Source organism: Escherichia sp. Marseille-Q3837, from assembly GCF_916618735.1.
Lineage (GTDB): Bacteria > Pseudomonadota > Gammaproteobacteria > Enterobacterales > Enterobacteriaceae > Escherichia > Escherichia ruysiae.
The window spans coordinates 856582-870647 of sequence record NZ_CAKAKC010000001.1; the positions used below are offsets into that span (position 1 = coordinate 856582).

General features: G+C 52.9%; 12 protein-coding genes and 1 pseudogene. 6 read left to right on the forward strand and 7 right to left on the reverse strand.

What is annotated here, in order from left to right:
* Positions 1-20: 20 nt before the first annotated feature.
* The 6 genes from uvrD to LG381_RS04075 all read right to left on the reverse strand — a co-directional run bounded on the left by uvrD (position 21) and on the right by LG381_RS04075 (position 5644).
* Positions 21-2183 carry a DNA helicase II gene (gene uvrD / locus LG381_RS04050; RefSeq protein WP_000383446.1) on the reverse strand — a complete coding sequence of 721 codons (2163 nt, stop codon included), beginning with the start codon at positions 2181-2183 and terminating at the stop codon, positions 21-23.
* Positions 2184-2266: 83 nt separating this feature from the next.
* Positions 2267-2983 (reverse strand): 5-amino-6-(5-phospho-D-ribitylamino)uracil phosphatase YigB, encoded by a 717-nt coding sequence (gene yigB, locus LG381_RS04055; RefSeq protein ID WP_001213580.1) that lies wholly within the window; start codon positions 2981-2983, stop codon positions 2267-2269.
* Positions 2983-3879 (reverse strand): tyrosine recombinase XerC, encoded by an 897-nt coding sequence (gene xerC, locus LG381_RS04060; protein WP_032226917.1) that lies wholly within the window; start codon positions 3877-3879, stop codon positions 2983-2985. Before xerC ends, yigB begins: the two co-directional genes overlap by 1 nt.
* A complete protein-coding gene (locus tag LG381_RS04065; RefSeq protein ID WP_000812782.1) occupies positions 3876-4583 on the reverse strand; it encodes a DUF484 domain-containing protein in 708 nt (235 codons plus the stop codon). Before LG381_RS04065 ends, xerC begins: the two co-directional genes overlap by 4 nt.
* Positions 4580-5404, reverse strand: a complete 825-nt coding sequence (gene dapF / locus LG381_RS04070; RefSeq protein ID WP_001160645.1) for a diaminopimelate epimerase — start codon at positions 5402-5404, stop codon at positions 4580-4582. Before dapF ends, LG381_RS04065 begins: the two co-directional genes overlap by 4 nt.
* A 36-nt stretch (positions 5405-5440) precedes the next feature.
* Positions 5441-5644: a lipoprotein gene (locus tag LG381_RS04075; protein ID WP_000799886.1), complete on the reverse strand. Its 204-nt coding sequence runs from the start codon at positions 5642-5644 to the stop codon at positions 5441-5443.
* Positions 5645-5841: 197 nt separating this feature from the next.
* Here LG381_RS04075 and LG381_RS04080 point away from each other — a divergent pair.
* Positions 5842-6018 (forward strand): annotated as a pseudogene (locus tag LG381_RS04080) (DKNYY family protein); the annotation flags it as partial.
* 47 nt (positions 6019-6065) lie between these two features.
* Positions 6066-6386: an iron donor protein CyaY gene (cyaY, locus tag LG381_RS04085; RefSeq protein ID WP_000999935.1), complete on the forward strand. Its 321-nt coding sequence runs from the start codon at positions 6066-6068 to the stop codon at positions 6384-6386.
* Positions 6387-6425: 39 nt separating this feature from the next.
* On the opposite strand, the gene cyaA is transcribed toward cyaY, so the two are convergent.
* Positions 6426-8972, reverse strand: coding sequence for a class I adenylate cyclase (gene cyaA, locus LG381_RS04090; RefSeq protein ID WP_225762059.1), 2547 nt, complete (start codon positions 8970-8972; stop codon positions 6426-6428).
* 385 nt (positions 8973-9357) lie between these two features.
* Here cyaA and hemC point away from each other — a divergent pair, with 385 nt between their 5' ends.
* From hemC to hemY, 4 genes are read left to right on the forward strand one after another with little or no spacing between them, the layout of a single operon-like run.
* Entirely contained in the window at positions 9358-10299 is a 942-nt protein-coding gene (gene hemC / locus LG381_RS04095) for a hydroxymethylbilane synthase (protein WP_094185021.1), read from the forward strand.
* The gene (gene hemD / locus LG381_RS04100) at positions 10296-11036 is read left to right on the forward strand and encodes a uroporphyrinogen-III synthase (protein ID WP_000026036.1); all 741 of its coding nucleotides are present in this window, start codon (positions 10296-10298) and stop codon (positions 11034-11036) included. The genes hemC and hemD overlap by 4 nt, the downstream gene beginning before the upstream one ends.
* Before the next feature lie 21 nt (positions 11037-11057).
* Positions 11058-12233 carry a uroporphyrinogen-III C-methyltransferase gene (gene hemX / locus LG381_RS04105; RefSeq protein ID WP_000139132.1) on the forward strand — a complete coding sequence of 392 codons (1176 nt, stop codon included), beginning with the start codon at positions 11058-11060 and terminating at the stop codon, positions 12231-12233.
* Between the two features lie 2 nt (positions 12234-12235).
* The gene (hemY, locus tag LG381_RS04110; protein ID WP_000921807.1) at positions 12236-13432 is read left to right on the forward strand and encodes a protoheme IX biogenesis protein HemY; all 1197 of its coding nucleotides are present in this window, start codon (positions 12236-12238) and stop codon (positions 13430-13432) included.
* Positions 13433-14066 lie beyond the last annotated feature (634 nt).

The window sequence follows — 14066 nt, forward strand, 5'->3', positions numbered from 1 at the left end:
TCCGGCAACGTAATCGTAAATTACACCGTCTCCAGCCGGGCGTAAGCCGCTACCAGCCATTTAATACCCTGGCCCTGGAATGCCACCTGCAAACGACTATGTTCGCCGCTACCTTCCATATTAACGATAGTTCCTTCACCGAACTTGGCGTGACGCACGCGCTGACCGAGCTTGTAGCCGCTGTCGTTCTCAACCATCGGCGTACCCATGCGCTGATGGCTAACCGGGCGGCTTACCGTGGCGCGCAGGCGCACCTCTTCCACACACTCCTCCGGCAGCTCGCCAATAAATCGCGACGGGCGATGGTAAACTTCTTTGCCATACAGACGGCGGGTTTCCGCGTAGGTCAGCGTCAGTTTCTGCATCGCACGGGTTACGCCAACGTAGGCCAGACGGCGTTCTTCCTCCAGACGCCCGCCTTCATCCAGCGACATCTGGCTTGGGAACATGCCCTCTTCCATACCGACAATAAACACCTGCGGAAACTCCAGGCCTTTTGCCGAGTGTAGCGTCATCAGCTGTACCGCATCCTGCCAGGTATCCGCCTGCCCTTCACCTGCTTCGAGCGCCGCATGGGAGAGGAACGCCTGTAGCGGCATTAAATCTTCGTCTTCTTCGTTGTAGCTGAACTGGCGCGTTGCCGTCACCAGTTCCTCTAAGTTTTCGATACGCGTCTGGCCTTTTTCGCCTTTCTCCTGCTCGTACATGGTGCGCAGGCCGGAGTCTTTAATTACCCGGTCAGTCTGTACATGCAGCGGCATATCGGCGGTTTCTTGCGCTAAGGCGTCGATCAGTTCCATAAACCGCTGTAAGGCGCTGGCAGCACGTCCGGCGAGGGCTTTTTCCTGCAACAGTTCACGACATGCCTGCCAGAGTGTTAACTGGCGATCGCGCGATGTCTGACGTACCACGTCCAGCGTCCGGTCACCAATACCACGCGTTGGCGTATTGACCACGCGCTCAAATGCCGCGTCATCGTTACGGTTGGCGATCAGGCGCAGATACGAGAGCGCATCTTTGATTTCCTGACGTTCGAAGAAGCGCATACCGCCATAAATACGATACGGCATACTGGCCTGCAATAAGGCTTCTTCCAGTACACGCGACTGGGCGTTGCTACGGTAGAGAATGGCGCACTCAGCGAGCGCCCCGCCGTTGTCCTGCCAGGTTTTGATGCGGTTAACGACAAAACGCGCTTCGTCGAGTTCGTTAAAGGCGCAATAGAGGGAAATCGGCTCACCGTCCGCGCCATCAGTCCACAGTTTTTTACCCAGACGCCCGTTGTTGTTTTCAATCAGGGCGTTGGCGGCGCTCAGAATGTTGCTGGTTGAGCGGTAGTTCTGCTCCAGACGAATAGTTTCGGCACCGGGGAAATCATTGAGGAAACGCTGAATATTCTCTACCTGCGCCCCACGCCAGCCGTAGATTGACTGGTCGTCATCACCAACAATCATCACTTTGCCGGTATCGCCCGCCAGCAGACGGATCCACGCGTACTGAATGTTGTTGGTATCCTGGAATTCATCCACCAGAATGTTGGTAAAACGTTCGCGGTAGTGTTGAAGGATATGTGGCTTGTTAAGCCACAGTTCGTGGGCGCGAAGCAATAGTTCGGCGAAGTCCACCAGGCCTGCGCGGTCACACGCTTCCTGATACGCCTGATAAACCTTCTGCCAGGTCTGCTCCACCGGATTACCGTAGCTTTGAATATGATGCGGGCGCAGCCCTTCATCTTTCTGGCTGTTGATGTACCACATTGCCTGACGTGGCGGCCACTGCTTCTCGTCGAGATTCATTGCCTTGATCAGACGTTTAAGCAAGCGCAATTGGTCTTCGCTATCGAGGATCTGAAAATCCTGCGGTAGATTGGCGTCCATATGGTGCGCACGTAGCAGGCGGTGCGCCAGCCCGTGGAAAGTACCGACCCACATGCCGCCCTGGCTGGTGCCCATCAGTTGCCCGATACGATGACGCATCTCCGCCGCCGCTTTGTTGGTAAACGTCACCGCCATAATCGAGTACGGCGAGCAGTTTTCCACGCTCATCAGCCAGGCGATACGATGCACCAGTACGCGCGTCTTACCACTGCCCGCGCCCGCCAGCACCAGAAGATTGCTGCGTGGCGCGGCCACCGCTTCGCGCTGTTTGTCATTAAGGCTTTCGAGCAGGTAAGAAACGTCCATTGGCACCGCCGCGTAAAAATAGGTTGGGCGGAGAAGCGCAACGCCCTCCGCCAAAAAGCTGGGTATATATACAGATTTGCTGATTATATCAGCGAGGTCAGAGATGCCAACCGGGAAATTTCCAGATGCGGGAGTAAACGGCTGTCCCAGGTTTGCATCAGGCAGCCATTTTCCGGCCTGATCCAACAGGCCTGCATTCCGCTGCGGATCGCCCCACCCACGTCGGTGGTAAGATCGTCACCTACATGTAAGATCTCGCCGATCGGCACATTGAGTTTTTCTGCCGCCAGAAAGTACATATCGCTGAATGGTTTCGAGCGCCCGTGCGGGCCAGCGCGCAGCACAAACTCAAAGTAGTCGCCCAGACCAAACAGTTCCGGCTGCGCGTTACCGTTGGTGATCGCTACCAGCGGCCATTTCTTCGCCAGCTGTTTTAAGGTGTCGTGGGTTTGCTGCGGAACATCGATTCGGCTGCGCCATTTGGCAAAGTTGATCATCGCCGCGTGTGCGCCTGCGCTGGCTTCTTCCGCGCTCAGCCCGGCGTCAAGCATCGCTTGTTCAATCGAGCGAAAGCGCCAGCGCGTCACGTCGTGATAAATCTCGGGTTCCGCTTCCCGTACCGCCTGGCGCAGACGTTGCAGATCTTCATTCTGGAAGCTGCGCAGCGCCGGATGATAATTTTGCACAAAAGTCAGCGCCTCCCGCTCGGTGCGCAAAATCACCGGACGGTTGTCGTAAAGGGTATCATCCAGGTCAAAGGTGAGCGCCGAGATGCGCCCCAAAGGCCGGTAAAAACGCATTATTTCCCCCGTTTGGCGCGTGGATGCGCCGCATCATACACCGAGGCAAGGTGTTGAAAATCAAGATGAGTATAGATTTGTGTGGTTGAGAGATTGGCATGACCCAACAGCTCTTGCACACCACGCAGATCACCACTCGACTCCAGCATATGCGTGGCGAATGAGTGACGTAATTTATGCGGGTGAACGTGATTATTCAGCCCCTGTTTTATGCCCCATTCGGCAAAGCGTTTCTGCACATTACGCGCGGAGATACGCTTGCCCAGTTTCGACAGGAAAAGCGCGTCGTCTTCGCTACCAAACAGGTCACGCAAATCAAGCCAGTGCTCAATCCACGCTACGGCGTTGCGACCAATCGGCAGGCGGCGCTCTTTGCTGCCTTTCCCCATCACCCACACTTCGCCGGACTCCAGGTCGAGGTGTTTGATATCCAGCCCCACCAGTTCGGACAGACGCAGACCCGCGCCGTACATCACTTCCAGCATTGCACGGTCGCGTACAGCAAGGGGATCGTTGATATCAATATCCAGCAGCCGATTCATATCATCGACATCGATATTTTTCGGCAGATGACGCGGCGCTTTCGGTGCCGAAACACCTTTCGCCGGGTTAGCTTTGAGTTCGTTCTGGCTGACCAGCCAGTCAAAAAAGCTACGTAGCGCGGAAAGCCGTAATGCGAGGCTTGCCGCGCCCAGCCCCTTACGGCGACTGCGTACAGCAAAATTGCGCACCATCGTCACATCACATTGCTGCCAGCTTTGCAGGCCGTTTTCACTGGCAAAATCAATGATCGCCTCAAGCTGGCGCTGGTAGTTAACCAGGGTAATTGGGCTAAGCTGACGCTCTACGCCGAGATAACGTAGGTAGCGTTCCACATCGGTATGTAAATCGGTCATACGCGTTCAATCCAACGCTCCAGAAGCTCCGGCATCATCAGCGCAATTTCATGGAGTAACTGCGTTCCCTGCCCTTGTTGATAATGGTTGGCATCGCGACTGGTGAACAGCACCACACCAAGATCAGCATCACTTCCCAGCATCGACATCGCCACCGACCCCACCGCTTTCGCTTCCGGCAGCACCACCAGCAGTTCCGGCCCGTTAAGCGGCCCCAGATAATGCTGTTCCTGCCCCAGACGCTGAATACGCAGCGGTTCGAAAGCCTGACGGCTTAATGCCAGATGGGTATGGTTCGACGGCGCACCTAAACGCCAGCGATCCGGAAACAGGCGCACACTCGCGCCAGCCAGGCCGAGATCGCGAGCCCAGCGGTGAAAGCGCATTAGCATATCGTCGAGGCTGCTGGCGGCAGTAAGAGTGCGCTGCAAATAGAGTAAGCGATAAAACAGGCCTTCGTTAGCGATAGCCTGTTCCATCAACAGCGCCATGTTCTCTTCCAGAACATGAATATGGTTACGCGCGCGAGCCATATGCCATTCGACGAGTGAAACGGTGCCACGTACCGGATGCGGCACACGAATTGACTCTACTGCGTGCGCATTGCGGATAAAAAACTCAGGATTTTTAATCAGATAATCGACAACCGCCCGGTCATCAAGCTCCGTGAGTGTTTCCTGTAGTTCTTCCCCTGGTTGCTTCATAGATGAATAAATCCGTCGTAAACATGTACTGCCGGACCCGTCATATATAACGGATGACCCGGACCTTTCCAGGCAATATCAAGGCGACCGCCAGGGAGTTCCACACGAACTTCTTCGGCCAGCAAACCTTGCTGAATCCCTACCGCTACCGCCGCACACGCGCCGCTGCCGCAGGCCTGGGTTTCTCCTGCACCACGTTCATAGACACGTAAACGAATATGCTCGCGCTTAACCACTTGCATAAAACCGATGTTGGCACGTTCCGGGAAACGTTCGTGGCTTTCCAGAACAGGCCCCAGTGTTTCTACCGCCGCAGTATCGACATCATCGACCTGAATCACGCAGTGCGGATTTCCCATCGACACCACGCCGCACAAGATTGTCTGCTCGGCGGCGCGCATGATATAGGTCTTTTCCGCTTTGTTGGCGCGAAATGGCACGGCGGAAGGTTCGAAATTTGGTTCCCCCATATTTACCCGTACCAGATCGTCATCAGTGACGGTCAGTACCATCCGACCATTGGCAGTGCTGACGCGAATATCGCGCTTATTGGTCAGCCCTTTCAGGCGTACAAAGCGGGCAAAGCAGCGTGCACCGTTGCCACACTGCGCCACTTCACTACCGTCAGCATTGAAAATGCGATAGTGGAAATCCAGTTCTGGATCGTACGGCGGCTCGACCACCAGTAGCTGATCAAAACCCACACCCAGGTGCCGATCCGCCAGGCGACGAATCAGATCCGGTGAAAAAAAGACATTCTGCGTTACCGCGTCGACGACCATAAAATCGTTGCCAAGGCCATGCATTTTCGAGAACTGCATCATTTACTCCAATCACGCGGGTACAGAAACTGACTTTTAGTAATTCACCTGAGATGGGCCATCGCCAGTGGCGCGGTCGTTTTTATCCGGCAACGTGGATTGTGTTTGCGTATCTACCGGTTTAGTCGGCGGTGGCGCATTTTTATCTGCGGGCGGGAAATAGAGCGGACCTTTCAAACCGCAGCCCGTCAGGCTGAAAAGAGTAAGTAATACAGTGAGTGCTTTAAACACGTTTTTCATTATGGATTGCCTGTAAAGTTCATCGCTTTCTGCTTTCTATCATCGCAGGAGAAGACGTAAAAGCAAGCGTTTAGCGACTCTTTATGAAGTCTGAAAAGTGAGGAATTGCTGCGAGTATAACGCTTACAAGAGAGGATTTATGTTTTGCTGATAGTTTCGTGATCGGCACCTCGCGCCAGGATGGCTTTATGCACTATCGCAATGTTTATACCTGGACCGATACAGAGGTAAGGGTTACACCCTCCCCCTGCCCGGCGAAAACACACGTCAGAGAGGAAGATGCGCGTGAAATTCAAAACAGAGACATTATTATTCCGATGACGGAGGAATCATGCCGGAACGCAGCAGCAGACGGGCAAACTTTGATGCCCTGACGCCAGGCCGCTATACTGCCGCCATCACGTAAAAACAGGATACAACAATGAACGACAGTGAATTTCATCGCCTGGCTGACCAACTGTGGCTAACCATTGAAGAACACCTGGACGACTGGGATGGCGACAGCGATATCGACTGCGAAATCAACGGCGGCGTACTGACCATTACCTTTGAAAACGGCAGCAAAATCATTATCAACCGCCAGGAACCGCTGCACCAGGTATGGCTGGCAACCAAACAGGGCGGCTACCACTTTGATCTGAAAGGCGACGAATGGATTTGCGATCGCAGTGGCGAAACCTTCTGGGATTTGCTGGAACAGGCGGCGACGCAGCAGGCGGGAGAGAGGGTGAGCTTCCGTTAAGGTTTCATGCCGGATAAGCCTCGCTTTCCGGCATACTCATCACGAAAAATACTGCTGTAACAGCGGCGTGTCATTATCCTGATTGGCTGGCGGCATGTTGCCGATAGATTTGGTACGGAACGGAATGACCTGTTCGCGACCATCGACCTTCACAATCTGATAGAACTGCGGCAGGTTGAAGTTGATGAAACTGGAGCCGTAAGTGAAACGGTCGTGCGATGACGAGTAGAAACGGCTGACGTCACGCACCAACTCCTCTTTGCTACCTTCGCAGTGGTGATATACCTCAACCCGATTGCTTTCATCGAGAATGTAGATATTAAAGCCGTTCTCATCGTGCGTTTCTTCGAAGAAGAACTGGATGATCCCTTCGCTGGCAAAGCCATCCACTACTGCCGGTAATTTGACGTGATTGGTCTCAACCTGCACTGACAAACCATGCAGTTTGTTATGCGAGATCGCGCCATAAAACTCGATAGCATTTTCCAGTTTCTGCACAGACACATTCAGGCGTTCGAAGAACAAGCCCCAGGTTTGACCAGAAACGCGCAGCGCCTTGAAGCGCCCGGTTTCCTGGCGAGTGCTGGAAAGACGCAGTTCGATACACTCAGAAACCAGTTGTTGCACGCGAGTACGGATTAATCCACGCAGATGCTGACTGTAGCAGAAGACTTCTACGCTATCAGGCGGCGCGGCGTCCTGATGCATTTTGCCAAGAATCGTTTTCAGGGCTTCAATCATCGACTGCTCGCCGTTGAAATGTAGCGTACGCACTTCATTCCACGAGTTGCGATACAACAGATCAACACTACCCACCAGGCATTTTTGTTCTTCGCCAAAGCTGAAGACATCCAGCTTACGGAAATCGAAATGTACTACCTGATTACGAAACGCTGTCGTCGGGTCATATTCCAGGTTGACGATAATCGCCAGATGGCGGATCTCACAAGGACTGTAGAGCGCCTTCGGCGTCGGCGCAGGTAAGCGCAACGGGAAATGGTGCGACACATCAGCCACCATCTCTTGCAACTTAGGCAGATCGACAATGCCGTTACCTTTAATAAACAAATGCGTTCGTGGTGTCAGCAAGCCATTAAACCACGCCCAGGCCACCAGCTTATTCAGATAGCGGTTATATTCCAGCGGCTGATGGCTGATGATCGACTCGATTGTCGGCGCACGATTATACAGATACCAGCCAGAACGATTAGCGCGGCCCGGCGGTACATAAATAAAGGTCAGGTTTGGCTCGGAAAGATCCGGTGAAATCTGCGGGTTTACCAGCGTCACTTTCCCCGGTAATGCTTCAAACGCAGCGTACAGTTTACGCGTCAGCACGCCGATATCCTGCGGGCTGGCGGAAACGCTAAGATTATTGCGACGGGCAAAGCGGATCAGATTACGGTAGCTCTGCATCATTGCATCAAGCAACTCGTTGTGCGCTTCACGCACCTGATCAATCTTCCAGTTGGCGCGATTATCGAGCATCGCCAGACGGGCTTCGTCCCATCCCCACTCTTTTACCAGTTGGCTTAAGACTTCCCGACGCCAGCCTACGCAAGCGCGCTCGCGGCTGAGTTTTTCGCACACTTTTAAATAGAAGCAGCGGCGCACTAAATCCAGACGGGTGAAATCTTCAATTGCCGTCAAATATTCAGTAACGCGTTCCAGCATCATGCAGTACGGATCGAGACCAAATGACACTATCTCGCCGTCGTGCAAACGCTGTTTGATATCTTTCGCCAGCAGGCGTGGGTCTGGATATTCCCAGGAATAAGCTTCCAGCAACAGTGTTTTCAGCACCGCTTTGTACGGAGAATCGATACTTTTGTAGAGTTGCCAAAGGCTGGCACCAAAGTACTCTTCAGCGGAAAGCGAGCTTAAGCCACCGAGATCCAGCCATTCATTTGGCGTTAATACGCCCTGCGCGTAGAGCGTCATTACGTAGTCATCGTAATGCTCCTCTTCGTCGCACGGCACCATATTCCACAGAATACGCTTACCGGCGAGACGCACGGCGGTACGATAAAATTCGTCAAGCAGCAGTATATGCTGGGTAGAGCCACAATCTTCCCCCCCCAGACTGCCACTTTCATTATGGCGGAAACGGTTTTCATCAATCAGGAAGAAGCTGACTTCCACGCCCAGCGAGGCGGCCCAGCTTTCCAGCAGACTGCATTTACGTTGTAGTAACTGGCGCTCTTCGCTATCGAGCCAGGATTGATGGCAGACCCAGATATCCAGATCGGAGGAACAGCTTTGCCCTATAGACGAGGTGCTGCCCATGGTGTATACGCCAGTAATCGGAAGCTCGCCTTTTGGCGGGTCCTGTACTGACATTCCACGATACAGTTCCAGTTCGTTCAGGTAGTGGCGTTGGGTTTCATCAGGCGTGTAAAGGCAAATGCCCCTGGGAACATTACCATCAAGGTAACCCGGCATTAGCGGATGGTGATAGTGCAACAATGTCGGCAGCAGACTGTAGACCTGTTGGAATGCAGGCCCCATAGCAGCAAGCGCGCGATCCACGCGCAATTGATTTATGGCATCCAGTCTCTGTTTCAGAGTCTCAATATAGAGGTACAAGACGTATCGCCTGATTTGCTACCCGTCATGTCTGTGATTCCGCCAACATCAACGGAAACACGCGGCATTCGGGATATTTCGTATGTCAAAGGTAACCGTACCACTTTCCGCGCCTGGTTTTTTTAGTTTCACGACGAAAAAATGGTCTAAAACGTGATCAATTTAACACCTTGCCGGTTGACCGTAAAGAAAGATGCGCTACATACAAGTGTAGCACCGTTTATTCTCTGTAAATTCCTTATTACGACGGCTTGAAGCGCCTGTCAGGAACCACCGCCTGGCTACATTTTACGTTTTACACAGGCATCGACGTTTCACCACAACACTGACATCGCTCCGGCAAGGATGTTAGGATGGACCATGGATGATAATGACGGTAACAAGCATGTTAGACAATGTTTTAAGAATTGCCACACGCCAAAGCCCACTTGCACTCTGGCAGGCACATTATGTCAAAGACAAGTTGATGGCGAGCCATCCAGGGCTGGTGGTTGAACTGGTGCCGATGGTGACGCGCGGCGATGTGATTCTTGATACGCCGCTGGCGAAGGTTGGCGGAAAAGGCTTATTTGTGAAAGAGCTGGAGGTCGCGCTCCTGGAAAACCGTGCCGATATCGCCGTGCATTCAATGAAAGATGTGCCGGTTGAATTTCCGCAAGGTCTGGGGCTGGTCACCATTTGCGAGCGCGAAGATCCTCGCGATGCCTTTGTTTCCAATAACTATGAAAGTCTGGATGCGTTACCCGCAGGCAGCATCGTCGGTACTTCCAGCTTACGCCGCCAGTGCCAACTGGCTGAACGCCGTCCGGATCTCATTATCCGTTCTCTGCGCGGCAATGTCGGTACTCGTCTGAGTAAACTGGATAATGGCGAATACGATGCCATTATTCTTGCTGTGGCTGGCTTAAAACGTTTAGGGCTGGAGTCTCGCATTCGTGCTGCGCTGCCGCCTGAAGTTTCTCTTCCAGCAGTAGGACAAGGTGCAGTAGGCATTGAATGCCGCCTGGATGATTCGCGCACCCGCGAGGTACTCACCGCGCTGAATCACCACGAAACGGCGCTGCGCGTCACCGCCGAACGTGCCATGAATACCCGCCTCGAAGGCGGTTGTCAGGTGCCGATTGGTAGCTATGCCGAACTTATCAATGGCGAAATCTGGCTGCGTGCGCTGGTTGGCGCACCGGACGGTTCGCAGATTATTCGCGGTGAGCGCCGTGGCTCGCCACAGGCTGCCGAGCAAATGGGCATTTCGCTGGCGGAAGAGTTACTGAATAACGGCGCGCGCGAGATCCTCGCCGAAGTTTACAGCGGAGATGCGCCAGCATGAGTATCCTGGTCACCCGCCCATCTCCCGCAGGAGAAGAGTTAGTGAGCCGTCTGCGCGCACTGGGACAGGTGGCCTGGCATTTTCCGCTGATTGAGTTTTCTCCGGGTCGGCAACTGCCACAACTTGCCGACCAGCTGGCGGCACTGAGCGAAGGAGATCTACTATTTGCCCTTTCGCAACATGCCGTTGCTTTTGCACAGTCGCAACTGCATCAGCAAGGTCTCCAGTGGCCCGCCCTACCCGCTTATTTCGCCATTGGTCGCACTACCGCACTGGCGCTGCATACCGTGAGCGGACACGAAGTTCGTTATCCGCAGGATCGGGAAATCAGCGAAGTCTTGCTACAATTACCTGAATTACAAAATATTGCAGGCAAACGTGCGCTAATTTTACGTGGCAACGGCGGTCGTGAGCTGATCGGGGACACCCTGACGGCACGCGGTGCTGAAGTCATTTTTTGCGAATGTTATCAACGATGCGCCATTCATTACGATGGTGCAGAAGAAGCGATGCGCTGGCAAACTCGCGAAGTGACAACGATCGTTGTTACCAGCGGTGAAATGCTGCAACAGCTCTGGTCGCTGATTCCACGATGGTATCGTGAGCACTGGTTACTACGCTGTCGACTACTGGTCGTCAGCGAGCGTCTGGCGAAACTCGCCCGGGAACTGGGCTGGCAAGATATTAAGGTCGCCGATAACGCAGATAACGATGCGCTTTTACGGGCATTACAATAACTCTCATAACAGGAAGCCATAATGACGGAACAAGAAAAAACCTCCGCCGTGGTTGAAGAGACCAGGGAGGTCGTGGACACCACGCCACAATCTGTCACAGTAGAAAAAAAGAGTAATAACAGTACTGCTCTGATTTTAAGTGCGGTGGCTATCGCTATTGCTCTGGCTGCAGGTGTCGGTTTGTATGGCTGGGGTAAACAACAGGCCGTCAATCAGACGACCACCAGTGATGTTCTGGCTAACCAACTCGCGGCTCTGCAAAAAGCCCAGGAGAGCCAAAAAGCCGAGCTGGAAAGCATCATCAAGCAACAGGCTACACAGCTAGAGCAGGCAAATCGTCAGCAGGAAACGCTGGCCAAACAGCTGGATGAAGTTCAACAAAAGGTCGCCACTATCTCAGGTAGTGATGCCAAGACCTGGCTGCTGGCGCAGGCTGATTTCCTTGTGAAGCTCGCCGGACGTAAGTTGTGGAGCGATCAGGACGTCACTACCGCTGCGGCATTGCTGAAAAGCGCAGACGCCAGCCTGGCGGATATGAATGACCCAAGTCTTATTACCGTTCGCCGGGCAATTACCGATGATATCGCCAGCCTTTCTGCGGTCTCGCAGGTAGATTATGACGGCATCATCCTCAAGCTGAATCAGCTTTCTAATCAGGTTGATAACCTGCGTCTGGCCGATAATGATAGCGACGGTTCGCCGATGGATTCCGATGGTGAAGAGCTTTCCAGCTCCATCAGCGAATGGCGCATCAATCTGCAAAAAAGCTGGCAGAACTTTATGGACAACTTCATTACGATTCGCCGTCGTGATGACACCGCCGTACCGCTGTTAGCACCGAATCAGGATATCTATCTGCGCGAAAATATTCGCTCTCGCCTGCTGGTCGCGGCACAAGCTGTACCACGTCATCAGCAAGAGACTTACCGCCAGGCGCTGGAGAACGTCTCCACCTGGGTACGTGCTTACTACGATACTGACGATGCCACCACCAAAGCGTTCCTCGACGAGGTGGATCAGTTAAGTCAGCAAAATATCTCGATGGATCTCCCGGAAACCCTGCAAAGCCAGGCAATGCTGGAAAAACTGATGCAGACTCGCGTGCGCAATCTGCTGGCGCAACCAGTAACACCAGTAGCGGAGGCTGCACCTGCACCGCAAGCTGATACACCGGCAGCCGCGCCGCAAGGAGAATAACCATGTTAAAAGTGTTATTGCTCTTTGTGTTGCTGATTGCAGGCATCGTCGTTGGCCCAATGATTGCCGGACATCAGGGTTACGTACTGATCCAGACGGATAACTACAATATCGAAACCAGCGTCACGGGACTGGCAATCATTTTGATTCTGGCTATGGTGGTGCTGTTTGCTATCGAATGGTTACTGCGACGGATTTTCCGCACAGGCGCGCACACTCGCGGTTGGTTTGTCGGGCGTAAACGTCGCCGCGCGCGTAAACAGACCGAACAGGCGCTGCTGAAACTGGCGGAAGGTGATTATCAGCAAGTCGAAAAGCTGATGGCGAAAAATGCCGATCATGCTGAGCAACCCGTAGTGAACTATTTGCTGGCTGCCGAAGCCGCGCAACAGCGTGGTGATGAATCGCGCGCCAATCAGCATCTGGAACGCGCGGCGGAACTGGCGGGCAATGATACCATTCCGGTAGAAATCGCCCGCGTTCGCCTGCAACTGGCGCGTAATGAAAACCATGCAGCACGCCACGGCGTGGATAAGTTGTTGGAAGTAACGCCACGCCATCCAGAAGTATTACGTCTGGCTGAACAGGCTTATATCCGCACGGGCGCATGGAGTTCGCTACTGGACATCATCCCATCAATGGCGAAAGCCCACGTTAGCGATGAAGAACACCGCGCCGCACTGGAACAACAGGCATGGATTGGTCTGATGGATCAGGCGCGGGCTGATGACGGTAGTGAAGGCTTGCGTAACTGGTGGAAAAATCAAAGCCGGAAAACGCGTCATCAGGTGGCGTTGCAGGTGGCAATGGCGGAACATCTTATTGAGTGTGATGACCATGACACCGCCCAGCAAATTATCATCGACGGCCTGAAACACCAGTATGACGATCGTTTGCTGCTGCCGATCCCACGCCTGAAAACCAACAATCCAGAACAACTGGAAAAAGTGCTGCGCCAACAGATCAAAAACGTGGGCGATCGCCCGCTGTTATGGAGCACATTGGGTCAGTCGCTGATGAAACATGGCGAATGGCAGGAAGCATCCCTCGCCTTCCGTGCGGCGCTGAAACAACGCCCGGACGCCTATGATTATGCATGGCTTGCCGACGTGCTGGACAGACTGCACAAGCCGGAAGAAGCCGCAGCGATGCGCCGCGACGGTTTAATGCTGACCTTACAGAACAACCCGCCGCAATAGTTCTCTCTCACCCGGAGGCAAGCACCTCCGGGGGCTTTCTGATACATAAAAAAACGCCTGCTCTTATTACGGAGCAGGCGTTAAAACAGGTCTGTATGACAACAAGTGGGTGCTTCACTCAACGTTGTGTCCATGGTGTCTGATGAGGCAAAAGCGACATCTGTCAGTGGACGATAAGCACCGTAAACGGCTCTGCGTCATTCCTAAGTTTATGAGGCACTAAGGCGAACATAAGAGATGGAATGAGCATCTACCCAATTATTATGCCACACTGACCCTGGAAATAACATCCTTTAATACTTGTTATGAGACAATTCTGTACCCTGTTTTCATGCACTTGCAATAATTACATTGGTGAATGTTATCTCAAATCTGGCAGCCGCGATTATATATTTCATGAAGAATTAAAGTCGTTAAATAGGCAATATAAATATTAATTGAATTCAAAATAAAAACAGCATAAATAATCAATAATATATAATAAACCAGCCTTACATATCCGCCACGCTGGAGGTAGGATTGAAAATGCTCTCCTGATATTCATATACATTCCCACAGTATATAAATAATATATTTCCATAAATTATTTATATAACTATTTTATCAGGGAGAAGGATCTCAATTATCAATGCTT